Source organism: Porphyromonas sp. KLE 1280, assembly GCF_000700805.1.
In the GTDB taxonomy this organism is placed as follows: Bacteria; Bacteroidota; Bacteroidia; order Bacteroidales; family Porphyromonadaceae; genus Porphyromonas; species Porphyromonas pasteri.
Genome location: NZ_KL362964.1, coordinates 1 through 25,149, shown reverse-complemented (window position 1 = coordinate 25,149; position 25,149 = coordinate 1). Strand labels below are relative to the sequence as shown.

Below are 25,149 nucleotides of genomic sequence, written 5' to 3'. Positions count from 1 at the left end.
GGCATCAGTCGCCACACTGACACAAGAAAGGCTTCGCCCCAGATCCGTCTCGACGAGATGGATCTGGGGCGAAGCCTTTTGTATGCGGTAAAGAGAGCTAACCTCTTTAGTTAGGAGCGAAGAGATCGTTCAGCGCCTCTGCGATCGTGGGATGCGTGAATATCTGCGTGCGCAGAGCTTCCGCTGGGATCTGATGATCCATCGCCAGCTTCAGCAGGTTGATCAGCTCGTGCGCCTCGGGGCAGAAGAGCGTAGCACCGAGGATGAGGCCCGTCTCGGTATCGACGATAGCCTTCAGCAAGCCGTGCGTCTCGCCAAGGACCTTCGCCTTGGGGATAGCCACGGTCTGCAGTCGCTTGACTTCATAGGGGCGACCCGAAGAGGCTGCCATAGTCTCCGTCATCCCGACCTGTGCCAGCGCAGGTGTAGTGAAGACGCTGGTAGGCAGTAGCAGGCGGTCCTTCGTGGTGCGCTTCCCTTCGCCTAAGATCTGATCACGGACGATGCGGTAGTCATCCAGCGAAACATATGTGAACTGCGGACTGCCCGCCACATCGCCCATCGCCCAGATATTTGGAGTGGCACGTAGATACTCATCCGTCTGGATGAAGCCACGAGGTGTCAGCTGGACGCCAGCAGCCTCGAGATGCAGCGCCTCTACATTGGGGCGACGGCCAATAGCCACCAGGACAGCCTCTGCCGCATACTCACCCTGCGAGGTCACTACGGTGACGGCCTCTTCTCCTGGGACAAAGCGCTTCGTCTCGGCTTGGAGGACGACCTGGATACCTCGGTCGGCGAGCATCGCGAGCATTGCCTCTGCGACATCACGATCTTCACGAGCGAGGAAGGTATCCCCTTGCTCGAGGATCGTCACCTCAGTCCCGAAGGCCGCATACATACAGGCGAATTCCAGCGAGATATACCCCCCGCCTACGATGACCAGCCGTGCGGGGAGTGATTCGAGCTGTAGCAGACCCGTGCTATCATAGATACGCTTGTCGTCAGCGCCCTCAAGAGCCAAGGTCGCTGGACGCGCTCCGGTATTGATATAGATGCGCTCTGCCTCGATCTGACAAGCGCCGTCCTCTGTAGACACTTCGACTACAGTCGAAGAGAGGAAGCGTGCCGTACCCGTCAGGATCTCTACGCCAGGGATCGTAGCCAGCTTATTATAGTTCGCAGCTCTGAGGGCAGAGGTCAGCTGCTCACGGCGCTGCATCGCAGCCTGGAAGGCAGCAGACTTATCCGTAAGACGAGTGCTCTTCTCGCCCTCGACCAGCAGGAGCTTGGAGGGGATACAGCCAATGTTGATACAAGTACCGCCATACATCGCAGGGCTTTGCTCTACGAGGATCACGGACTCACCGTGCTTCGCCAGGTCAGCTGCCAAGGTCTTACCAGCCTTCCCGAAGCCGATGATCAGATGGGGGATGGATCGTGTTGTCATCTTCTAATGAGTTTATAAGTTGTTTGCTATACAACACTTCGGGATAGCAAATGGCTCATTTACGATGCAGTGTAGAGTAGCGCACGCCCAGCTCTCCGATATACCTCTCCGAAGAGATACACAAGCCCTTCGCCTCATCGCGCGTATTCCTCTTATCCAGCGGAGGGAAAAGTGTCCTTCTCGTGAAGAAAAAATCGCCTTCACGTAGTTGTATTCTTCTATCTATGCACGTAGTCTTAAAGACCAGGTACGTCAATCCAAATATCCACGTACGTAGATATTAGAGCCACGTACGTAGACCAAACTTATCTGTTAGTCGTCCACAACTTTTATCCCTGCGTAGAGCAACAACCTAATACAGGTCACTTCACAAAGCTATATAGCTTTCTTCGCCATCCTATATAGCTCCACCCGCGCACCCATATACCTATACATGGGATCATTCGGAGAGTTTATTGTACCTTTGCACCACGATCCGTGCGTCGTCTGACTGCTTCCGCACTCTGTGGCAAGCCCACTGGACGAAGAAGACGAGCTGACGACGGCGGTATTTTGTTTCACTATTTCCTCAAGTACAAGTATGTATTTAGATTCAGCTAAGAAGGCCGAGCTCTTCGAAAAGTATGGTAAGTCCGCTACGGACACGGGTAGCCCTGAAAGCCAGATTGCCCTCTTCACCTTCCGCATCGCCCACCTGACGGGTCACCTGCAGCAGAACAAGAAGGACTACAGCACTCAGCGCGCACTCAAGATGATCATCGGTAAGCGTCGTCGCATGCTCGACTACCTTCAGAAGATCGACATCGAGCGTTACCGTGCTATCATCAAGGAACTCGGTATCCGTCGCTAAGTGAAGACCTCGCTCCCTCGTGGAGCGAATCCCCTTCGAAAAGAAAAGCTCCGCCCCAGACCAGTCTCTACGACAGGGTCTGGGGCGGAGTCTTTATTGAGATTAATAAGGGGGAGGATGCCTCGCTACTGTGAGGGACTTACTCTCGTACGGGGGCTGCCCAGAGGAGCTTCTTACGGAGCGTGTCGGTGAAGGAGTAAGAGTCGAGATGCAGAAGGCAAAGGCTATTGACCGACTTACGGATGGTGATCTTCACGCCACAGGGTAGGATCTTCGTCTGACCATCCAGCACGATGAGGAAGGTATTGTTGCGCGCCGAGACAGTGAGCTCGATCGTCTCGTCCTCGGGGATGACCAAGGGGCGCATCGTCAGCGAGTGTGGTGCAATAGGCGTGATGAGCATCGCACGGACCTGCGGCATCATCAGTGGCCCGTAGGCGCTGAGCGAATAGGCGGTAGACCCCGAAGGCGTGGAGATCACAAGCCCATCACACTCGTAGCTGGCGAGCTCCGTATCAGCGAGGCGCGCGTGTAGCGTGATCATTGAGCCCGTCTCACGCTTGAGGAGCGCCACATCATTGAGCGCCTCACCATAGTGCGCACCATCGACCTCCACCGAGAGAAGCATACGGTGCTCCGTCGTATACGTACCATCAAAGAGTCGAGACAAGAGGGGGAGCGCCTCCTGGACACTGCGATCCGTGAGGAAGCCCAGTCGACCCATATTGAGTCCCAAGACGGGAGTGCCCTCAGCAAAGACCCTACGAGCGGCACGAAGCAGCGTACCATCTCCCCCCAAGCTAATGACGAAGTCCATATCCAGCGGGGTATAGTCTGCTGGTATATAACCCGCTATCGTGGGGTGCAGATCGAAGTCAGAGGCCAGCGTACGGTGGAAGCTACGGTCACACCACAAGCTCACATCAGGCCTATCAAGAAGGTGAAGGAGTTCGGTAAGATGAGCGGCATGAGCCGCAAGGTGCGAGGAGGCGATGAGCGCTATCTTATACATAGGGGTAGCTGAAGAAGCGTTAAGTTATTGTAGGTAGGTCAAATAAACTTAACTTTGTATTTCGGGGGTCTTGCCCCTGTCTACAAATGTATAAAAGTTCGACGTATGACTCAACTAAGCGTCAATGTAAATAAGATCGCTACCCTGCGCAATGCTCGTGGCGGCAATGTCCCCGACCTCATTCAGGTCGCGCTGGACTGTGAGCGCTTCGGGGCACAGGGTATCACCGTCCACCCACGCCCTGATGAGCGCCATATCCGCTATCAGGATGTGCGTGATCTCAAGCGAGTAGTCACCACTGAGTTCAACATCGAGGGGAACCCCATCCCCTCCTTCATGGATCTCGTCGAAGAGGTACGCCCCCATCAGGTGACCTTAGTGCCCGACGCCCCCGATGCTCTGACAAGTAATGCGGGCTGGGACGTAGCTCGTCACCGCGACTTCCTCAGCGAGATCCTCGGTCAGCTCCACGCTTGGGGCATACGCACCTCGATCTTTGTCGGCACGGATCTCAAGAACCTTGATGCAGCTGCTGCCCTTGGCACCGACCGTGTCGAGCTCTACACCGAGCCCTACGCCTCGGACTATCCTGCGGACCGCGCCAAGGCTGTAGCTCCCTTCGTCCAGGCAGCAGAGCACGCTCGCTCCCTCGGGCTGGCGCTCAATGCTGGGCACGACCTCAGCTTGGAGAACCTCCGCTTCTTCTCTGAGTCTATCCCCTTCCTCTCCGAGGTCTCCATCGGTCATGCACTCATCTCCGATGCCCTCTACCTCGGTCTCGAGGAGACCATCCGTCGCTACCGCGCTTGTCTCGCAGGTAAGTAGCACCATCCCATAGCAACCATCCTTTCACATTTATATCGACTACAATTCACGTGGATACAACCGCAACAGCCTCTCTGGCTCAGACTCTCGCTGACACGGCCCCTCAGGCCTCTCTCTCCATCCTCGACCTGGCTACCAAGGGTGGCTGGATCATGATCGTCCTGCTCGTACTCTCACTCCTGGCTCTCTACATCTTCGTATCGAAGTTCCTCCAGCTCCGTGCTGCAGGTCGTGAAGACAAGTACTTCGTAGAGCGCATCAAGGACTATGTCATCGAAGGCAAGACGCCCTCTGCTATCAAGCTCTGTGAGGACACCAATACCCCTTATGCCCGTATGATCCGCAAGGGTCTTACCCGTATCGGTCGCCCTATGTCTGACGTCCTCGTGATCGTCGAGAATGCAGGTAACATCGAGATCGGTCGCCTGGAGAAGGGCCTTCCTATCCTCGCTACCATCGCTGCCGGTGCTCCTATGATCGGCTTCCTCGGTACAGTCACCGGTATGGTACGTGCCTTCTTCGACATGGCTAACGCTGGCTCGGGCGGCGTCGACGTAGCACTCCTCTCGGGCGGTATCTACGAAGCCCTCGTGACCACTGTCGGTGGTCTTGTCGTCGGTATCGTGGCGCTCTTCGCTTACAACTACCTCGTCGCAGAGCTTGACAAGGTCGGAGGTAAGATGGAGACCAAGACGATGGAGTTCATGGACATGCTCAACGAGGTGCACTAAGCCCTGAGCTATAGCCCATCTCACCTTACCCACGAACGCATGGCACTCAAGCGTAAGACCAAAGTCGCAGACACCTTCAGCATGGCCTCGATGACGGACGTCATCTTCCTCCTGCTGATCTTCTTCCTGGTGACCAGCACGATCATCGTACCCAATACGATCAAGGTCACCCTCCCTACCTCCGCCCCTCAGTCAGCTCCCGAGACGCCCTCCGCACGCGTCACGCTGACTCCCGACCTGCATTATTATCTCTCGATCGACCGCGGCACCCCCACCGAACTTACCCGTGATCAGCTCAAAGAGCAGCTGGGTATCTTCGCCGCAGAGCACCCCGAAGCCTTCGTCTCCGTACAGGCCGATGAGACCGTGCCCTACAAGGAGGTCGTCGCCGTCATCAACGCTGCTGCTCAGGCCTCCCTCAAGGTCGTCCTGGCGACGCGTGCCGAGAGCGAGCCAGTCCAATAAGCCTCATGCCACAGACCGATCCCGCCGCCCCACGCCGTGGAGCCGTCGCCGCCCTGGTGACTGTGGCTTGCCACGTCCTCTTCCTCCTCCTACTCTGGGTCCTCAAGCTCAGCAGTGACCGCCCTGCCCCCAAGCCAACGGAGGTACTCATCGCGGTCAATGTGGGCAACGTGGCCTCTGCAGCAGGGGCCATCGAGCCTGGAGGTACACCCGACGTCACTGAGCCCGCTCCTAAGGTAGCCGCACCTCCAAAGGTCGCTACCCCTACTCCTCCCACGCCACCTGCGCCACAGCCCAAGGCGCAGCGCCCCACTCGTACGCAAGAGGCCAGCCAGCCCCTACAGACTCAGCAGCATGAGCAGAGTCTGCAGGTAGAGGCTACCCGACGCGCTGAGGCCGAGCGTCAAGCCAAAGCCAAGGCTGAGGCCGCACAGCGAGCTGCTGAAGCTCTCGCAGCCTCCCGTCGTGCCCAAAGCCAGCAGATAGGCAACTCCGTAGCGGGTGCCTTCGGCAAGCAGGCTGGGCAAGCTGGTAGCCAAGGTACAGCTGCCTCGGGCTCGGGCAATCAGGGGGATCCCAACGGAAGCCCCTCCAGCTATGCACTCTCTGGACGTAAGATCATCAGCAACGGCGGTGCTCTCGTCGCCCCACGCGTACAGCGTGCTGTCGAGGGCAACGTGCGTGTGCGCATCGTCGTCGATGGCAATGGCTCGGTGATCCGTGCTACCATCGCGCCAGGGACCAACATCGCTGATCCCTCCGTCCGTGCCGCTGCCCTTGAGGCGGCACGTAAGACGCGCTTCAATGCCGTGCCAGGCTCTGACGAGCAAGAAGGTAGCATCACCTACCACTTCAAGATCCGAGCCTAAGGCTGACTAACCTTTATACCAAGCTATTCATATGTCTAAGAACGTGTACGTCTTCCTTGCGGAAGGCTTTGAAGAAATCGAGGCCATCGGGACGGTTGACCTCCTGCGCCGTGCAGGCCTGCCCACGCACGTCGTGGCCGTCGGTCTGGAGCCCAACGTCACGGGGGCACATGGTATCGCCATCCATGCCGACCTCTCCATCAGCGAGGTCTACAATGATGACGTCCTCGCACTCGTCCTCCCTGGCGGACTCCCTGGTGTGACGAACCTCGACGCTTCACAGCGTCTGCACCAGCTCATCCGCGAGGCTAACCAAGAAGGCAAGCTCCTCTGCGCTATCTGCGCTGCGCCCTCCGTCTTCGGAGGTGCTGATATCCTCGAGGGGAAGGAAGCTATCGCCTACCCAGGCTTTGAGAAGAACCTCAAGGGTGCTAAGGTCTCCGAAGCTCCCGTCGTCAAGAGCGGGCACATCATCACGGCTAAGTCCGCAGGCTATACCTTCGACTTCGCTCTCGAGATCATCACGGCTCTCGCTGGAGAAGAGAAGGCAAAGGAAGTGGCTGCTGGTATCATCTACACGCGCCACTAAGTCGCCTCCTTACAGCAAAGCAAAGCGCTCCCCTACCTCACTCGGAGGTAGGGGAGCGCTTCTTTTTGTAGCAAACAGCTCGAGGCTATAGGGCATTCCTCTACTGCAGCCAGACTCCAGCTCCACGGCGAATCTTTATCCTCTGCGGTGGAGGAAGCATGAAGCAATACTGATATGCCTATATCTTGGTGCGTAGTCTTTAGAGCTACGCACGGAGATCATATAAGCCACGCACGTGGATGATAAATCTACGTGCGTGGATATAAGTCTATCCCTATTGGTGCGAAGGATAAACCCATAGTCCTCGGGAAGAATAGCTATTGAGAGTCAAGATAAATCCCGAGTAAGAGCGTGCCTCCTCCCACCATTGGTGCTGAGAGAAGCTACGTGCACGATGTCGCAGCTCTCGATACACCTTCGCTGAGGGCATAAAATAGGTAGACGCAGAGACCTACGAGAGATCCCTGCGCCTACTCACTAACAAACAAACCGCAGCTTGCCTATAAACTTAGGCCAACTGTAACCCAGAGAGAGGATTTCCCTCCAGAGTAGGTCGGTGCCATATACGTGGCATCGAGGGCTAAGGGCTTGAAGCGCAGGCCGAGCCCTGCACTCACGCCCTTCGCACCATTGGTATCATACTGATAGCCGGCACGCAGTGCTACGAGCTGGTGGTAGAGGTATTCCCCACCGAAGTGGATAGCACTTGATGCGGCATTCGAAGGAGCGAAGAAGTAGTCTACGCCTGCGCCGAGCGCCAGACGATGCTCACCGCTGATGCCGTAGCTGATCTCACCACCAGCACCCGCATAGGCGGGGGCATAGGTCGAGCTACTCTTGGCACTCTGCTTGTACTTCGCACCGAGGTTATCGACCTTCGCACCGAGGATGAAGTTCATCCCCGTAGCGGATGGCTCTTCGCTACTGCGGAGGAAGACGCCCCCACCGAAGACCATCGTCGAGGCGGCAGCCCCCTGGTCGGTGTAGACGTAGCTCCCCTTAGCGTAGGCTGAGAAGACGCCCATACGGATAGCGTAGCCGAGGTCGACGGTGTAGTCGAAGAGCTGGCGCATCTTCTTCTTAGCGTTCTCATTCTGGTCGATCGGCGTGTACTTCATGCCACCGAGATAGCGGAAGCCGCCGAAGAAGGCATGACGTCCGACGCAGATGCCGAGCGAAGCGTTGTAGAGGTTATTCGTGCCGTCGAAGCCCTCGACCTTGCCGAGGGTACGAAGACCACCACCAAGAGAGAGGACCGTCTCGCCGTAGAGGAGCGAGGTGGGGTTGGTGTAGAGATGAGATACATCGCTCTCACCATAGTGGTTCCCCCCGAGGGCTGCCGTCTGTGCGCTCTGAGCATACTCGAGGATAGGCAGGGCACGTGTCCCCTTGATCTTCTGGGCCTGCAGCGTGGAGGTAGCGCAGAGCCCCGCTGCGAGCAGCAGGATAGATGCTTTGGTATTCATGGGTAGGATGCGTTATTTCTTGACAAAAGCCTTAGTGTAGCTACCCTGAGCGGACTGCACACGGAGCGTGTAGGCGCCTGGGGCGAGGTTCTTGACGAGGAGCTTTACCTTACCGATCCCAGCGACGGTGTAGTCACGGTCAAGAGCCTTGACACCGGAGAGGGAGTAGATCTGGATGTTGGTGCGCTGGATAGCGGGATTCAGCACGATGTTCAGCTCCGTCGTAGCGGGGATAGGATAGACTGAGTAGACGGGCTCAGAGGCATCCTTGACGACACGTACAGGGATAGACGTCTGCACGGGCGTGCTGATACCATCGGAGGCCTCTACCTGGACCTGAGTCGTACCCGTCTTCAGGCCACGGATCGTGAGCTTGCCATCTTCAGCGATAGTGACCGAAGCGATAGAGCCATCAGCGACGCTGGCCTTGTAGGTAATGGTCACGCCATCACTCTTCTCGAGGGAAGGTGCTACCTCTACCATCGTGGACTGGCCCATCCCGACGACGTGGTTGCCGAGGGAGGCGATGAAGGCAGGAGCCTTATAGGTGTAGACTTCGAAGGGGATCGTGAGCTCGGTCTTTGCCCCGAGGACGTCGGTAGCGGTGACCTTGATCTCGTGATTGCCGACGGGAGCTACAGCACGCAGCGAGAAGATGACCTTATCACCGCTGACCTGATAGCTCACCCCACGGGTCTCACCAGCGACATTGATGCTGACCTTCTGCTGGTCGGGATCGGAGAAGGTGACGGAGAAGGTTTCCTTCGTGAGAGCAGAGACGCGGATCTTCTTGTCGGTAGAGAGCGTCAGCACAGGAGGATTATTCTTCTTCGTCTTGAACTGACCCATCGTCAGACCCGACTTGAGGCCCCAGCGGTCGATAGCTTCGATAGCGATATGGTAGGTGGTATTCTCCGTCAGAGCACTCAGCGGGAGGAACATCTTCGTGCCAGCAGTATAGCCCGTAGCATTGATCTTGGCATAGTGGACATCCTTAGCGTTAGCATCGGTGATCTCCTTTTCGGAGAGATAGACGTTGTATTCGACAGGCGTACCATCATCTTCGTCGCTGACAGCAGCCCAGGAGATGTTGGCCGTGACGAAGGAGACTTCGTCGACATTAATCTGAGAGACCTTAGCAGGAGCCTTACCCTTATTTTCAGCGAAGACAGCGGAAGCATCGATGTAGCCACGACCCATACGACCTGGGAAGCCCGTGAGTGCGTCGATATTCTGAGCCTTCAGAGCACCGAGCAGACGCTGCTGACACTCAACGTTCGTGAAGCCCTGGCGACCGAAGTGCGAGACGATAAGGGCGGCGATACCGGATACGTGAGGACAAGCCATCGAGGTACCCTGCATGTAGCCGTAGTCCTTACCCGTGATCTTCTTAGAGAGCGTACTGAGGACTTCGCCCTGAGGATAGTGAGTATCACCACCAGGAGCCGTGATATCGACCCAGTCCCCACGGTTGGAGTAGTAAGCAGACTTCCAGTCTGGAGCCATCGAGGCAACAGCCACTACAGGAGCATAAGCCCCTGGGAAGGAACGATAGTCCAGCCCGTCGTTACCCGCAGCGAAGATGACTACCCCACCCTTCATAGGCGAGTTGGGCAGCTGATTCCCATCCTTGTCACAGCCAGCATACTTGATGAAGTAGTCAATAGCAGCCTTCTGGCTCTGAGGGATAGCGGTGATGTTGGCCTTGTAGATATAGCCCCAAGAGTTCTGGCTGATGACAGCACCGTTATTGGCACTGTAGACGATAGCGTTGGCGCTATTACCGCCTTCACGTTCGCCCCCGAAGATCTGACAGCTCATCAGGCGAGCTCCAGAGCCTTCGGTACCATCCCCCCCAGCGATACCAGCGACGCCGATACCATTGTTGTTGCGGGCTGCGACCGTACCTGCGACGTGCGTACCGTGGGACTCATCGTCGGGGTAGATCTTACCATTGTTGTGGATGAAGTTGAAGCCGTTGATATCGTCGATGAAGCCGTTGCCATCATCGTCGACACCTTCCTGACCATTGAGCTCCTTCTGGTTGACGTAGAGGTTATCCTTGAGGTCGGGATGGGTGATATCGATACCACCGTCGGTGATAGCGACGATGACGTTAGGCTTACCCGTTTCCGTTTTCCAAGCCTTGAAGAGGCCGATATCAGCACCAGCGACGCTGCGTGAGAAGCGACCCGTATTGTTGTAGTGCCATTGGTCGCCGAGCATAGGGTCATCGAAGGGAGCTGCAGGAGCATCGCTTCTACGAGGAGCATCGACAGCTACAGCCTTGCCCGTAGGACGAGCGATCTCGTAGACGGGCTCGGTGTATTCGATCTCGGGCGTAGTGGAGAGTGTCTGCATAGCAGCCTGGAGGTCCTGCTGCTTATTGAATCGGACGACGTACCAGAGATCCAGACCTTCGCGGCGCATACGCTCCTCGAAGCGTGGGTCGATGGGGAAGAGGGGCTCGAGGGATTCGGTGCCGATGCTACGCAGGGACTGAGCCATCTGCGAAGGCAAAGAACTCATCGAAGCGCCATTAGCATCGAAGGCACGAAGGCTGCTCTTGGCCGAGCGCTGGATGCGGAAATAGAGGACCCCAGCCTCTGCCCCCTGGGTGGACAGGAAGGCACGAGCGGGTGTAGTGGGGCTACCGGTCTCAGAGGCCTGAGGCTCTCTCTGAGGTGTCACTTCATCGAAATCCCGCTGACAGGAGGTGACGGCCAGTGCCGAGAGAAGTGACAGGGTCAGTATAGATCGTTTCATTGTCGTAGTCTTATATGTGTGTTTAGACTAAGGCGCCTGTCGCTGGAAGGGACTTCACCACGAGGGGCGCAGGAGGGAAGATCGTTGGGCGGGCATCCCGAGGTTAGTGGGGCGGGTATGCGAGCCAGAGGGAAGGTGGAGATGGAGTATTTGCTTGTCTTCATCCCCATCAGCCTATGGGAGGGGGGCTAACCCCTCCCATAGGCTGCGAGATGCGGGTCATGGGAGGCGGTGGGCTGGAGGTGAGTCACCCACCGTGAGATGCACGATCGGGCGATGCATCTTGCTGTGGTGTCCTTAGTGGTGGTAGTGATGTATGTGCTGTGCGACTCTTGTAGTGTGTATGGAGATTATAGTGAAGATTGATCGGATGGCATGGGGCTACTTCTTGCGACGAGAGAGATGGCGCTCCAGCGAGCTACGGATAGCCGAAGCATCAGCCGAAGGCTTGTCATAGTAGCACTGGATCTCAAGGATCGACTTCCCGCCCTCCTTCACAGGTGTGAAGATATAGGCCTTACCTGTCTTCTTGTTGAAGAAGGCTTCATTCCCGCCAGGGAACGTACCATAGAAGGGGAAGCCCGCAGCAGCCATAAATTGCATGACTTCACGCGTCAGGTGGAGCTTACCGACGGGGTCACGCCAGAAGGCTAGACTCAGATCAGCATACGCGGCCTGCAGCCCTTGGACATGATTGATATAGGGGTCACCCTCGGGGATCTCTGCATCTGCTGTCGTGTAGAAGTAGCCACGGAGCAGCTCGGCCTCGCGATCTCCCGTAGTAGACTCAGGGATGAAGCGGTCGTATCCAGGCTCACTGATCTTCGTATCTAAGCTGCTCTTCCAAGTCTTCTCCTGAGCACGCACCTCATCCTGCGAGGCTCCAAGCTTGCCTAAGGGGCGACTGCCGAGGAAGGTATCTTGATGATGCATCGGGAGCTTAGTGAAGGTGGGATAAGCCTTATCCTGGATAGCCAGATAGACTGTGCGAATGGAAGCATCATCTGTCCCGAAGACGACGGAGAGGAGTGCAGGGAAGTCCTTCTTCGTATAGACAATCACCTTGCCTGCCTTCTCTTCATGATCGCGAGTGAAGCCATACTCGAGGAGGAAGGCTTCGAAGTCGGGATTGTCCTTGACCAGCGAGATATCGGTACATTGCGTACGAGTAGCATAGTAGACCTCGTCGTTGTCCTGGCTGTACTGGTACTCAATGTAAGGAATGAGCTTGCTACGGGTCATGAAGCAATAGGAGGCATTGCTCGAGAATCCATCGGGGACGCGCACCATGATATGCCCTCGACCCTGCTCATACTGCATCACCTCGCCAAGACGTGCTGGGAAGGTGAGCAGAGGCAAGACATAGGGCAGTGAACCCTCCTGATCTACTGCGAGCTCTTGGACGCTATTGCCGCTGGCGATAGTCACCTTGGTCGTGCGGCGAAGCTTCTCCGTCGTAGGCTTTGCCACGAGGGTGAAGCCGTCACGACTCTGTGACTCGACCGTCAGCCAGTCTGTGCCAGGGGCCAGATCGACACGTAGGTCAGCTGCATTCGTCTTAAGGCTCACCGTCTTACGCCCCCCTTCACGGAAGAAGGAGATCTGCATGGTCTCGGGCTGAAGCAGAATATCAGCAGCACTTTGGCGAACGGAGATACGACGCTGGGTACCACCAGCATTGACGATGACAGCACCTGTGCGCTCACGGCCCATCTCGTTAGCCTCGGCCTTCACATGGAGGGTGTTGCCCTCTTGACGAAGGGTAATCCAGGAGGCCTCTTGCGGGGAGAAGGCCATCCAAGCATCACGATTCGTCGAGATAGTCACGGTCTGTTCGCTGGCTTCTTTAGCAAAAGCTAAGCTCTCTGTGGAGAGATCAAGGGTAGCCTCCTCCACATCGCTCTGCCCTTGGCAGGAGGGGAGGAGCAAGAGGAGCGCGAGGGCACCAAGTAGGTTCAGTAGATGCTTCATATCAGAAATAGATAGTGGGAAGAGTGCTGGCGGGAGGTGCCCGCCAGCACGTGTGAATGTGTGTTAGCGGCGGGACTGGAGGCGGCGCGTCTTCTGCAGATGACGGCTGATGGTCTCTACGATGCGAGCACGGCGCTCGAGGAGGTTTTCCTTCTTAGCAGCCTTCAGGCGGGGAGCAGAGCCAGCACCACCAGGCAGCTCGACGAGGAAGGTCTGGATCTCAAGGACGGGCTTACCATCCAGCTGAGCAGGGTGCAGGATGTAAGCAGCCTTCTCCGTAGCATTGTAGTAGGCGACGAAGCCACCATTGAGCGTGCGGAGGTAGGTATAGCCATTATCCTTGAGGAGCTGCTCCATCTCCCTCGTCACATAGGACTTGCCGAGAGGGTCGGTCCAGAAGCCGAGCGTGACGTCGGCGAAGATGGCCTGCGTCGTAAAGACTTCGCCTACGAAGGGATCATCAGCAGGGATGTCTTCGCTGGGCTGGAGGTAGAAGTAGCCACGGTGAGACTCTCCTTCGAGCGAACCCTTAGCGATGAAGCGCTGGTAGTCTTCGCGATTAGCGCGGGGGTCCTTCACATCAAGTTCGCCCTTCCATTCGACTTCCTTCTTAGCGACATCATCTCGCTTGTAGCCGTGGATATCACGGCCGCGGTCACAGTTCAGAGCCAGCAGCTGCTTCATAGGCAGGTGGTCGAAGGTCTTGTAAGCCTTAGGCTGACGGGGCATATAGACCGTCTCAAGGAGCGCTTCGCCCGAGGAGTCGAAGGCTACATTGAGGTTGTAGGGAAGGGTGCTATGTACATAGACGTCTTGACCTGCATTGCTCAGTGCGTCGGACTTCTGATAGCCACGGCCCTGCAGGTAGGCGACGAAGGTAGGATTGCCCTTCACCGCCTTGTCATCGAGACAGAGCTGGATCGTAGCCTGGAAGCCCTTGCTACGCTCGTGCTCGAACTCATACTCGATCAGAGGGAAGAGCTTGCTCTGCGTAGCATAGCGGAAGACGACGGCGCTACCACGGGTGAAGCTACGCGTCAGCTCGCTCAGACGGCCACGCTCGAAGCGGATGACATCCTTGAGACCTGCGGGGAACTGCTGCAGAGGCAGGACGTACTGGTTGGCACCATCCTGAGTGACTTCGATCTCCTTGAGCTGGGCACCAGCCGTGATGACGACCTTCACCGAGCGGGGCGCATCGCTTTCGTTGCGCTCAGCGGCGAGGGTAAAGCTTGACTTCGTCACTTCGGCAAGCTTGAGCCAAGAGGCTTCGGCTCCGATCTCCACCTTAGCAGTGGTATTGCTCTCGAAGACAACCTTCTTTGTCCCTCCTTCGATGGGGAAGACAAGGCGCTCAAGGTCGGTGGCGAGGATGACGTCGCCAGAGGCCTGACGGACGGTGATGCGCTTCTGCAGGCCACCGGCATTGACGATGACCGAGCCGACGCGGTCGTTGCCCAGGTCATTAGCCTCAGCACGGACCTTCAGAGTATTACCCTCCTGTGTGAGGCTTAGCCAGGTGGCTTCCTGTGGGGAGAGGGCGGACCAACTTTCCTTGTTCGTCGAGACGGTGAGGGTCTGCTCTGAAGCCTCCTTAGCGAAGGTCAGTGTCTCGGTGGAGAGATCCAGGGTGGCCTCCTCTACGTCGCTCTGTGGGCTACAGGCGGGGAGCAGGGCGAGGAGGGCGGAAAGACCCAAGATACGGCTGATTGTCTTTCTCATCTTGTTTGTTGTTAGTTAGTGGATATAAGCTTGGTGCACTCAGCGTATGGTGCGCTGAGAGAGGGCATCCAGACGGCGGAGGAAGGCGGCACGCTTCTTCTGGGAGGTGCGGTGGTTCATAAACTCCTGGACAGAATTTGCCCCATCATCGATCTCGGTGTAGTAAGCCTGGACGTCGAGGACGCGCTGCTCCTGATAGAAGAAGATACGTATGGTGTAGGCTAAGTTCTTCGCACGATTAGCGAAGGCATAGCTGGCATTCTGCGTCTGGCCCATATACTCGTAGCCAGCGGAGGTGAAGAGCTTCATCACCTCATCGGTGAGGTGATAGTGCCCGTCGATCTCATCGTACCACAGAGCACGCTCGAGCTGGGGGTAGTAGCCCAAGACGCTATTCACGACACCCAGATAGGGGTCATCCATCTGCGTCGGGGTGATGATGTAGAAGTAACCGCGGATGATCTCATCTTGGAAGGAGTGCTTGGGCTTGAAGAGGTCGTAGAAGTCGGGGGTATTCTCAATGCGTTCGCTCCCCTCGGTCTGCTCGAAGGCACGTACATCCTCCTGCTTCTTGCCCTTGATATCCAGCTCACGGCTCCCGAGGAACTCGATCTGGCGCTTCAGAGGCATCTCGCTGAAGGTGGGGAAAGGCTTCGTCTGCGTGGGGTTGTAGACGAACTGCACCTTCGCCCCTCCTGTGAAGATCGTCACGAGGAGCTGCAGAGGGAGCTTCGGATTCTCATACAGCGTGTAGACGAGGTCGGGCGAAGAGCTCTGCTTGACAAAGCCATAGGCAGCTACGGCTTCGTCAAAGTCCTTGTTCCCCTTGACGAGGTCCTTATCCGTATAGATGAGGGTAGCGATAGAGAAGCCAGGGCTATTCGTCGCGCTGAACTGGTACTCGATGAGTGGCACGACCTTGCTCTTGGTGAGGAAGCGGAAGCTGGGGTACTGCTCCTTCGTCTCCTCTCGGGAGTAGAGGAGCGTATTGCCTCGCTCATGCTCGTAGCGAACGATATCATAGAGGCGTGAGGGGAAGGTCAGCATGGGGAAGATGTAGGGAGTGAGTCCCAGCTGGGTGACCTCCAGCTCACGGACGACCGTCCCTGCGGTGAGGGTGATCTTAGCCGTGCGATTGTGCTTGTCAGCATTGGCCTCTGCGACGAGAGTGAACGTCTTAGCCGTGCGCTTATCGACACGAAGCCAACCAGCACCCTCGGCCAGCTCGATAGTGAGGGCATCGCTATTGCACTCGAAGCTGACCTCTCTTGACCCGCCCTCAGCTTGGAGCACGACCGACTTAGGAGCCTCCAGGAGGACGTCGGCCGCCGTCTGATGCACGGTGACGCGACGCTGCAGGCCTCCTGCTTGGACGAGGACAGCACCCGTACGCTCCTGCCCAGAGGTATTCGCTTGCGCTCCGACATAGAGGGTATTGCCCTCCTGTCGTAGGGTGATCCACGTAGCCTCCTGCGGTGAGAAGGCTGACCAGCTGGACTGGTTCGTCGTGATGGTGAGGGTCTGCGCCGTGCCCTCACGTGGGAGCGTCAGAGCAGTGGCAGAGAGTTCGAGGGTAGCTTCCTCCACATCGCTCTGAGGGCGACAGGAGGAGCAAAGGAGGCTGAGTAGGAATACGCTCAAGATCCCAAGAAGGGTAAAGTGGAAGCGTCTCATGGGGGTAAAATTGCGTGTGGTGTGTGGAAGGTGTGAAAGGAAGAAAAGTAGCTGTTCGTTATAAGCAGTCTGATTTGATATGGAGAGGAAAAGCTGGAGGCGGGGCGAGATCTCCCCGCCTCCAGCGGGAGTTTATCTATAGAGGTTGAGTAAGATACTTAGTCCTTGTGGTAGTAGACATCTGTGACGAGCTGGCTCAGTCGGCGCAGATCCTCACGACGCTGCTTGACCGAGGCTCGATAGTCGAGCTGGGAAGCGAGGGAGGCATTGGCACTCTTGACCTTAGCGTAGATCGACTGGACTTGCAGTACCTGGGTCGCCCCATCATCTACTGCGCGCAAGACATACACCTGGAGCCGCTCCTTATTATAGAAGGCGTAGTCGCCATTCTTTAGCTTCCCGAGGTAGGGATAGCCTACCCCTGCAAAGAATGAACGCACTTCATTGGTCAGATAGTGCTTCCCGGTGATCTTATCCTGCCAGTAACCCATAGTGATGGGGAAGAAGGCATTGACCCCGACGCAGACATCAATGTAGGGATCATTCTCTGCGATCCCCTTGTCAGGGTTAGCCACGACGAAGAGATAGGCACGGACATCCTCGCCATCGAAAGACTTCTTCACCTGATAGACATCAGCTGAGGGATCACCGACATCGAAGTATTCGCTACCCAGAGCTTCTTCATCCTTGCGGATCTCAGCACGCTTCTTACCGGCCTTATTCAGCTCACGATTGCCCATATAGGCGGTCATGCGCGTCATAGGCAGCGTGGTGAAGGTCTTGTAAGCCTGAGGCTGCTGGGGCTGGTAGGTGAACTCCAGCTTCACGCCATCGGAGAAGTAGTACGTCTGTAGGCTGACGGGGATCGTCGTGCTCGTGTAGACGGCCATCTGATCGGTGCTCTTGCTGAGCGTGAAGCCGTGGTCCTTGAGGTAGGCTTCGAGGGCGGGGATATCCTCCTTGGGATTGAAGCCGAAGAAGAGGGTCTCGGCCGACATGAAGCCGGGGCTGAGAGGGACGTTGAACGTGTACTGGATGAAGGGCACGGTCTTATCCTTGGTGAGGAAGCGGTAGACAGAGGGTTCATCTTCGCCACCATTGACAGACTCGAGGAGGATGTGGCCTCTGCCCTGCTCGTAGCGGATGACCTGATAGAGGTCAGCGGGGAACTCCAAGAGGGGCAGGAGTGTCGAGGGAAGACCTTCCTGCACGACCTCAATTTCCTGGATGCTATTGCCACGGATGACGTTCACCTTAGCAGTGCGGCGTAGCTTCGTAGCGTTGGCCTTTGCGATGAGGGTGAAGCCCTTGGCACTTACAGCTGAGATGCTCAGCCAATCCGTGGGGACAGCGAGCTCAGCCTTAGCATCCGCCGAAGCCTCAGCGAAGGTAATGAGATGAGAGCCTCCTTCGAGGCCGAAGGTCACCGCTTGCTCCAGCGTGAGGCTTGCCTCACCAGCTGACTGACGGATGGCGATGCGACGCTGCACACCTCCGGCATTGACGATGACCGACGTTGTGCGCTCTTCGCTGCGAGGGTTGGCAGGGACGCTCACACGGAAGGTACTCCCCTCTTCCTTGAGCTTGACCCAAGCGTCTTCTTGTGGGGAGAAGGCGCTCCAGTTCTCGCGGTTGGTAGTGATCGTGACGACCTGTTCACCGCCATCCTTAGTGAAGCGGAGGGTGGAGGGAGACAGCTCGAGGGTAGCCTCCTCGACGTCGCTATCAGGCTTACAGCTGGTAGGGAGGAGGAAGACGAGCGCCAGAAGCGCTAATAAGTAGGTAGATATGGACCTCATGGTGGGTACAGAGTAGGAGGACATTGGCCTCTCCGCTTCGACGACGAGCGTGTGTGCTAAGAGCATCGCCTGCGGGTGGCAGAAATGGGTAGGAACGGATATAAGCGTGCGGTCTACAAGGTAGCGCAGCTGGGGTTTGTCTGGTGTAGAATGCCTGCAGATCCCACGGAGCGAAGTGCTCTACGGGCAGAGACATAAGAAAGCGATAGGGAGGACGAGCAGCAGACGAGCTATGAAGAGGGTACTGTGGTGGTAGCTCCGTGCGTCGTAGGCGTGTGGTGTGAGGTGTGTCGATGTGTGTGGCCGAGAGGTGAGCGGCTTGTGTGGAAGGAAACAGGGCTTCCAAGGCTCTATCTACGCGGAGGGAGGCCGCCCCAAGCCGACGTAGTTGAAGGGGATTCTTCGTGAGCCTCAGCAGCCCAGGGGCATATCTGAGGTTAATGATTCGATCATGAGTGTTCTGTATTTGCAGAGGCTTTGTGCCCCAACCATGGGTCAAAGTTAGAGATTTGTTTCGGTAAATCCAATACTAATGAGCATAAAGTTAGCCTTACACATTGCAGCCGTATACCACACTTTCTCTGGGGTAAATTCTCATCACAGATACCACCTCCATCCCGACATCATACACCACACATTCCAAGCCACTTATCACATCACGAGAAGCATCCTATAGAGGAGCCCAAATCCAACCTATATTGGTCAGCTCACAGACCTATATAGAGACTGTCACCGCGAGTCCTGACCTCTATTTAGAGTGCTAAGGCATCGTGCACCCAGCTGCCCGATAGGCCTCTCCGAAGAGATCAGGCAAGCCCTTCGCCTTAGCGCGAGTATTCCTCTTATCCAGCGGAAAGAAAAGTGTCCTTCTCGTGAATAAAAAAGCGCCTTCACGTAGTGCTATTCTTCTATCTACGCACGGAGTCTTAAAGACCAGGCACGTAAATCCAAACATCCACGTACGTAGATATTAGAGCCACGTACGTAGTCCAAACTTACCTGCCACTCGTCCATAACTTTTATCCCTACGCGGAGCAATAACCTGATATAGCTCTGCACTCGTACTTATTATAGGTCAGCCCACCACTCCATATAGGTTCGCACTACCCCACTCGTGAAGAAACAGAAATAGGGCGCCCAGGCCGAAGCCCGAACGCCCTATCCGTGTGGTGCGGTACACGGGAAGATTAGTGCCCGAAGATAGCCTTCAGCTGAGCAGCGAAGGCACGATCCTCAGCCTGCTGAGCACGCAGGGCGCGCAGATAGCTGGGATAGTCGGAGAGGGTAGCCACTGAGAGGGTAGCGGACTTGTTACCACGGTCAGCGTAGGTGGCTTGGATCTCGAGGATGTAGCGGCCTTGGTAGGTCTGCTTAGGTACGGTGAAGATGAAGGCGAGCTTCTTCTCCTTGTTGTAGTAAGCCTTACTATAGCCGTCGAGGTTCTGCAGGAAGGTATAGCCGTTGTCTTCGAGGAGCTTGATGACTTCATTGGAGAGGTGGAAGTCGCCAGCGTAGTCACGCCAGAAGGCCAGCTCGGTATTGTGGTAGATGGTCTGGATCCCCTTGACAGCATCCACGTATGGATCATCTTCGGGGATCTTCTTGTACTTGTCAGGGACGATATAGAAGTACCCACGAGCGAACTCACCGTCGAAGGCCTTCGTCACCATGAAGCGGTCGTAGTACTTACGATCGTGTGGCTCAGCCCATTCAGAGCCCCATTCAGCTTCCTGCTTGCGGATCTCAGCGCGCTTGGCCTTCATGATACCCAGCTCACGGCTGCTGAGGAGCTTGAGCTGCTCGGCCAGAGGCATGACGTCGAAGGTCTTGTAGGACTTGCGCTGCGTGGGGCGATAGGTCGTGGTGATGACAGCACCCTTAGGCTGGATCGTCACCTCGATCTGGAGCTGGAGGCTTTCGCTGGTGTAGGTCGTGGTCTTACCGTCCTTAGAGATCGTAGGAGCATCGAAGCCCTGTTCCTTGACAAAGGCCATGAACTCAGGATTGTCCTTGACGAGCGTGCTGTCGGCACAGATAGACATAGCAGACTTGAAGCCAGGAGCACTGGGGTCAGTGAACTCATACTGGATGAAGGGCATCGCTTCACTGCGCGTAGCCACGCGGTAAGAGGTCGTATTGAAGAGGCCGTCAGGGAGCTGGATAAGCGCGTTACCACGAGCCATTTCTTCGCTCATCACGGTAGCCAGCGAAGCGGGGAACTTCAGGATAGGCAGGACGTACTGTACAGAGCCTTCCTGGATAGCTTCGATTTCGGTGAGGGTCGTACCGACGGTCAGGAGGACCTTCACACGGCGACGATACTTCTCGGGGCTTTCCTTCGCAGTGAGGACGATGCTGCCATCAGCGACGCGGTCGATGGTGAGCCAGTCTGCTGGGGTAGCCAGCTCGGCCTTGACGGCACCGCCATTGCTCGAGAAGGTGACCTTCTTCGTGGCACCAGCCTTGGGGAAGAGTACGGAGGTATCCGTCATCTCGATGAGGCCGTCAGCTGCACTCTGTGTGACAGCGACACGGCGCTGTGCACCACCAGCATTGACGATGATCGAAGCGGAGCGATCGACACCACGATCATTGGCGCTGGCCTTGACCTTGAGCGCATTGCCCTCCTGTGTGAGGGTGAGCCAAGATTCCTGGGTGGTGAAGGCAGTCCACGTGTCCTTGTTCGTCTTGACGGTGAGCGTCTGTTCGCCACCATCTTTAGTGAAGGTCATGAGCTGCGTGGAGACATCGATGGTAGCTTCCTCGACGTCACTTTCGTTCTTACAGGCTGGCAATAGGAGGAGCAGGCCCAAGCAGCCAATGAGGTACTTGAGATACGATTTCATAATGTGTCTTTGTGTGTGGGGATGGTGAACCCAAGGCGAGGCGGCAAGGTAGGGCCGATCTCACCTGAGGGGAGTGTGTAATGTGTGCGTCTGGTGACGGAGTCATACGCCCCAAGGAGGCAGGGTGCCCGGAGCATATCCTGGGCACCCTATCCTCTTAGAGGGGAGTGATCGCAGCCTTAGCGGAAGCGAGGCGTATCGAGGATACGACGTTCGATGCGGCGGAGCGAAGCTTCGTAAGCCTTCTGAGCACGTACACTGCGTTCGTAGCTGGAGAGCGTAGCGATCGAATTGCCACCTTCTACCTTTTCATAGAAGGACTGCATTTCGATGATGGGCTTACCCTTGTCGTAAGCGACACGCATGACGTAGACTTGCATCTTTTCCTTGTTGTAGAAGGCCTGATAACCCTTGCTACCGACAGCACGGAGGAAGGGGAATCCAGCTTCCTTGAAGAGAGCCTGTACTTCCTTCGTCAGAGCGAAGCGACCAAGAGCATCTTGCCAGAAGGCCAGACCGATGTTAGAGTAGACGGCCTGAGTACCATGCATGAAGTCAATGTAGGGGTCGTTTTCTTCGATCTTATCATCCTTAGAAGGACGGATGTAGAAGTAACCACGATAGATTTCTTCTTCGAAGGCACTGCTACCCGTAGTGAAGCGGTCATAGTTTTCCTGCGTGATGGATTCATCTCGCTTGGAGCCCCAGGTTTCTTCCTGCTTACGGATATCTTCCTTCTTCTTGCCCTTGTTGATCTTGAGATCACGGTCACTCATTAGCTCAGTCTGATGCGTCATAGGCAGGATCTTGAAGGTCGTGTAGTCCTTATCCTGCTTAGGAGCATAGGTCGTCGTGATCATAGCACCACCCGACTGGATGGCTACTTGGACCTGCAGCTGCTTGGCATCATCACGATAGGTCACGGTCTTACCATCCTTACCTACGGTCTTGTCGCCGAAGCCATTTTCCTTAAGGAAGTTATCGAAGTCCACATTGTCCTTGACGAGATCTACATCGTAGCAGATAGATACGGCAGAGGAGAAGCCAGGAGTGCTTTCGTTACGGAATTCGTACTGTACGAAGGACATGATCTTACTCTGCGTAGCGAAGCGATAGAGCGTCGTGTTGAAGAGCCCGTCAGGGAGCTTGATCAGTTCGTTACCACGGCTCTTTTCGTAGCGGATGACTTCGGGAAGAGAAGCGGGGAACTTCAGGTAGGGAAGTACGTAGTACATGATCCCTTCTTGAGTGACTTCGATTTCCTTGATGACGGTACCTACGGTGAGGTTGACCTTGACGCTACGCTTGACCTTCTCCTTGCTTTCCTTAGCGGTGAGGACGATAGCCGTAGGAGTAACCTTGTCGATCGTCAGCCAGTCGACAGTCGAAGCGAGCTCAGCCTTGACGGCCCCACCGTTGCTGGAGATAGCGAGCTTCTTCGTTTCCCCTGCGGCAGGGAAGACGAGCGAAGTAGGGTCAGCATCGAGGATGATGTCAGCAGCGCTCTGCTTGATATCTACGACGCGCTGCATGCCGCCAGCGTTGACTACTACGGAAGCAGCACGATCCATGCCGCGATCATTGGCCGTAGCCTTGACCTTGAGGGTATTCCCCTGCTGCTCTACGGTGAGCCAAGAGCGTTCGGTGGTGAAGGCTGACCAGCTGTCCTTGTTGGTCGAGACGGTAAGCGTCTGCTCGCCGCCATCCTTGGTGAAGGTCACACTCTGGGCCGAGAGATCAAGGGTAGCTTCTTCGACATCACTCTCCCCCTTACATGCGGGGAGAAGGAAGAGAAGCGCCAAGCAGCCCAAGAGATACTTGATATGGAGTCTCATAATTGTAGTTGCGTTAATGTGGTGTCAAGAGGGTACACGAGGTGCCCTCTGGGAATGTGCGTAATGATAGGACTGCATCCCTGAGGCACCTCGGAAGGGGACTCTGGGAGCGTATGAGACGGTATGGTGGGGAACAAAGGCTTGATATGTGAGTGTGTGCGACCCTTAGCGAGGATCGGGAGGAGCCTTTGCGTGTGCGTGGTGGTGTCCGCCGAAGCGGGGGAAGGGGTATGTGGCCGAGTGAGCGTCTGTCGGGTGTATCGGGGAAGTAAGAGGACTGCTCGAGCTCTAAATTGCGCCGTGGGAGGCCAACCCAATGAGGGGCGTAGGTGGGATTACCGAGAGCTCCAGGAGCCCAGAGAGTTGTCGTGGGAGGTTTGTTTGTTCATATTGCGTTTGCTATAGATCGGAAGCATAGAGCCCCGAGATCATGTACCAAAGGTAGAGAATAGTTTTGTGAATAACAAGCAAGCCCACAACGGCCCGATATTCCACCACACCTTCCCCTCATATTAGCTCACAGAGGCGCAAGGAGAGGCACACTCCCACTACCCTATTAAATAGGCTCGCCCCGACAAGCAGTACTTGTCGGGGCGAGCCTATGATTTAGAGGTCTAAGACCGAAAGCTTAGAGGTTCACAGAGCGAACGACCAGCGTCGTCCTCACACCACTGACAGCGATTCCATTGGCCGCTATGAGCTCGACACCAAGCGTCACGGTACCAGCAGCCTTATCATAGCGAGCCGAGTTGATAGCAAAGCGTGCATCCTCGAGGTAGATATCACGGGTATCATGCCCGCCAGAGAGCACACCTTCCAAGTTATCACCATCCCACTGCAGTTCACCTCCGTAGGTATTCTGAATGCCTGGGCTGGCGAGCTTGATCCAATAATTGGGATTATTCTGCACCAACTGCAGGACGACAGCATCCGTGATCGCCTTACTCTTCTGAATCTTCTTCAGTCGATCCCTCATGCGCTCATTAAGCTCACCAGAGGTAACGAAGGTAAGCTGGCCCTGGAGTGCAGAGAGTGGCTTGAAGCCCTTAGCCTCGAAGTCGAGTACTACGACAGGGTCCTCCATGCCCGCACCTACGAGATGTACCAGACCGCGGAACGAAAGGTTATTATTCGAGTGGTCTGCACGCGCATCCGTCAAGACGACAGCATACTTCTTACGGTCATACCCCTTCAGGATCTCCCCTGCACTGGCGGGGAAGAGATGGGCAATCCCACCGAGGTAGTACTGCGGAGCAAAGTCCTTATTCATCTCGAACTTCTGCACGAAGTAGTCACGGCGAGAGACAGGGATGCGCAGGACAGACGTCCCCAAGATGTGATTGTATCGGACCTTGAAGGCAATGTAATCATTATAAGAGCCATGCTCTTCGTACATCATATCCACCAGCTCCAGCTGCTTCAGATCTTCTGCCGTCAGCGTGTAAGGCTCACCATCGAGGTCGGAGGCCTTGAAGGTCACGAAGGGAAGGAGATCAGCGAGCTTGATGGCATCCTTATCACCACGCCAAGCGAAGTCTTCGATCTTCAGCGTGGCCAGCATCTGAGCCGTCTTCGCCTTGATCGGCTCCACGACCATACGCGTAGCGATGCGATGGTCCGAAGGCTTAGGCACCGAGGGCGTGGGCTCTGCGGGCGATACCGGAGGCGTAGGGTTAGTAGGATTCGTTGCGGGGGCAGGCGTCCCTGGCGTCTCGGGTACTACAGGCGTAGGCTCGGGAGTCGGTTGGGGCATATCCTCCTTACAGCTCGTAGCAAAGCCGAGCGCAAGAAGCATAGAGAAAAGGAGTATCTTCTTTGTCATACGTAAATAAAGAATCAAATGGGTAGGCGTATAAACGACAATAGGGTGACGAAGCTTGCGGCTCCATCACCCTATCTCTTAAAATGGCGGCTACCTACTCTCCCACAAAACGCAGTACCATCGGCACAATTGGGCTTAACTTCTCTGTTCGGAATGGGAAGAGGTGGAACCCCAACGTTATAACCACCTAAATATCTCAAATATCTAGACAATCATTGACTCGATAAAAACATCCGATACTCACCACCGTATCGCTAAGTCGGTATACAACCTCAGGCAAAAACTTTCGGGCAATTAGTACTACTCGGCTATGACGTCACCGCCTTTACACCTGTAGCCTATCAAGGTCATCGTCTATAACCACCCTTATAATGAGATCTAATCTTGAGGCAAGCTTCGTACTTAGATGCTTTCAGCACTTATCTCAACCGAACGTAGCTACTCGGCAATACGCCTG

At 56.0% G+C, this 25,149-nt stretch carries 17 protein-coding genes and 2 rRNA genes; 6 read left to right on the top strand and 13 right to left on the bottom strand.

The window, feature by feature from the left end; all coding sequences use genetic code 11:
- Positions 1 to 106 precede the first annotated feature (106 nt).
- The gene (locus tag HMPREF1121_RS05410) at positions 107 to 1,450 is read right to left on the bottom strand and encodes an FAD-dependent oxidoreductase (RefSeq protein WP_044115200.1); all 1,344 of its coding nucleotides are present in this window, start codon (positions 1,448 to 1,450) and stop codon (positions 107 to 109) included.
- 580 nt (positions 1,451 to 2,030) lie between these two features.
- Here HMPREF1121_RS05410 and rpsO point away from each other — a divergent pair.
- Positions 2,031 to 2,300: a 30S ribosomal protein S15 gene (gene rpsO, locus HMPREF1121_RS05405; protein ID WP_009432203.1), complete on the top strand. Its 270-nt coding sequence runs from the start codon at positions 2,031 to 2,033 to the stop codon at positions 2,298 to 2,300.
- A 139-nt stretch (positions 2,301 to 2,439) separates the two neighbouring features.
- Here the strand turns inward: rpsO and HMPREF1121_RS05400 are convergent, their stop codons facing one another.
- Positions 2,440 to 3,312 carry an NAD(+)/NADH kinase gene (locus tag HMPREF1121_RS05400; RefSeq protein WP_044115199.1) on the bottom strand — a complete coding sequence of 291 codons (873 nt, stop codon included), beginning with the start codon at positions 3,310 to 3,312 and terminating at the stop codon, positions 2,440 to 2,442.
- A gap of 105 nt (positions 3,313 to 3,417) precedes the next feature.
- Between HMPREF1121_RS05400 and HMPREF1121_RS05395 the strand changes: the two genes are divergently transcribed.
- The 5 genes from HMPREF1121_RS05395 (at position 3,418) to HMPREF1121_RS05375 (ending at position 6,791) form a co-directional block, all read left to right on the top strand.
- Positions 3,418 to 4,137 carry a pyridoxine 5'-phosphate synthase gene (locus HMPREF1121_RS05395; RefSeq protein ID WP_044115198.1) on the top strand — a complete coding sequence of 240 codons (720 nt, stop codon included), beginning with the start codon at positions 3,418 to 3,420 and terminating at the stop codon, positions 4,135 to 4,137.
- A gap of 74 nt (positions 4,138 to 4,211) precedes the next feature.
- A complete protein-coding gene (locus HMPREF1121_RS05390; protein ID WP_232203969.1) occupies positions 4,212 to 4,868 on the top strand; it encodes a MotA/TolQ/ExbB proton channel family protein in 657 nt (218 codons plus the stop codon).
- 39 nt (positions 4,869 to 4,907) lie between these two features.
- Positions 4,908 to 5,333, top strand: a complete 426-nt coding sequence (locus tag HMPREF1121_RS05385) for an ExbD/TolR family protein (RefSeq protein ID WP_009432200.1) — start codon at positions 4,908 to 4,910, stop codon at positions 5,331 to 5,333.
- A 5-nt stretch (positions 5,334 to 5,338) separates the two neighbouring features.
- Positions 5,339 to 6,202 (top strand): energy transducer TonB family protein, encoded by an 864-nt coding sequence (locus HMPREF1121_RS05380; protein ID WP_044115196.1) that lies wholly within the window; start codon positions 5,339 to 5,341, stop codon positions 6,200 to 6,202.
- A gap of 31 nt (positions 6,203 to 6,233) precedes the next feature.
- Positions 6,234 to 6,791: a DJ-1 family glyoxalase III gene (locus HMPREF1121_RS05375; protein ID WP_044115195.1), complete on the top strand. Its 558-nt coding sequence runs from the start codon at positions 6,234 to 6,236 to the stop codon at positions 6,789 to 6,791.
- 500 nt (positions 6,792 to 7,291) lie between these two features.
- Here HMPREF1121_RS05375 and HMPREF1121_RS05370 read toward each other — a convergent pair whose 3' ends face one another.
- From HMPREF1121_RS05370 to HMPREF1121_RS05320, 11 genes are all read right to left on the bottom strand, one after another.
- Positions 7,292 to 8,257, bottom strand: coding sequence for a PorV/PorQ family protein (locus HMPREF1121_RS05370; RefSeq protein WP_044115193.1), 966 nt, complete (start codon positions 8,255 to 8,257; stop codon positions 7,292 to 7,294).
- Positions 8,258 to 8,269: 12 nt separating this feature from the next.
- Positions 8,270 to 11,023 carry a S8 family serine peptidase gene (locus HMPREF1121_RS05365; RefSeq protein ID WP_044115192.1) on the bottom strand — a complete coding sequence of 918 codons (2,754 nt, stop codon included), beginning with the start codon at positions 11,021 to 11,023 and terminating at the stop codon, positions 8,270 to 8,272.
- A gap of 381 nt (positions 11,024 to 11,404) precedes the next feature.
- On the bottom strand, positions 11,405 to 12,994 hold the full coding sequence (locus tag HMPREF1121_RS05360; RefSeq protein WP_044115191.1) for a BACON domain-containing protein: 1,590 nt from the start codon (positions 12,992 to 12,994) through the stop codon (positions 11,405 to 11,407).
- Between the two features lie 63 nt (positions 12,995 to 13,057).
- The gene (locus HMPREF1121_RS05355; protein ID WP_052353610.1) at positions 13,058 to 14,716 is read right to left on the bottom strand and encodes a BACON domain-containing protein; all 1,659 of its coding nucleotides are present in this window, start codon (positions 14,714 to 14,716) and stop codon (positions 13,058 to 13,060) included.
- Positions 14,717 to 14,755: 39 nt separating this feature from the next.
- Positions 14,756 to 16,390 carry a BACON domain-containing protein gene (locus HMPREF1121_RS05350; protein ID WP_044115190.1) on the bottom strand — a complete coding sequence of 545 codons (1,635 nt, stop codon included), beginning with the start codon at positions 16,388 to 16,390 and terminating at the stop codon, positions 14,756 to 14,758.
- 158 nt (positions 16,391 to 16,548) lie between these two features.
- A complete protein-coding gene (locus HMPREF1121_RS05345; protein WP_198019162.1) occupies positions 16,549 to 18,189 on the bottom strand; it encodes a BACON domain-containing protein in 1,641 nt (546 codons plus the stop codon).
- Positions 18,190 to 19,376: 1,187 nt separating this feature from the next.
- Positions 19,377 to 21,035, bottom strand: coding sequence for a BACON domain-containing protein (locus HMPREF1121_RS05340; RefSeq protein ID WP_044115187.1), 1,659 nt, complete (start codon positions 21,033 to 21,035; stop codon positions 19,377 to 19,379).
- A gap of 179 nt (positions 21,036 to 21,214) precedes the next feature.
- On the bottom strand, positions 21,215 to 22,870 hold the full coding sequence (locus HMPREF1121_RS05335; RefSeq protein WP_044115185.1) for a BACON domain-containing protein: 1,656 nt from the start codon (positions 22,868 to 22,870) through the stop codon (positions 21,215 to 21,217).
- Positions 22,871 to 23,498: 628 nt separating this feature from the next.
- Entirely contained in the window at positions 23,499 to 24,692 is a 1,194-nt protein-coding gene (locus HMPREF1121_RS08910) for a hypothetical protein (protein ID WP_044115183.1), read from the bottom strand.
- Between the two features lie 81 nt (positions 24,693 to 24,773).
- Positions 24,774 to 24,883: ribosomal RNA gene (gene rrf, locus HMPREF1121_RS05325) — 5S ribosomal RNA — on the bottom strand.
- Between the two features lie 82 nt (positions 24,884 to 24,965).
- A 23S ribosomal RNA gene (locus HMPREF1121_RS05320) occupies positions 24,966 to 25,149 on the bottom strand; the annotation flags it as partial.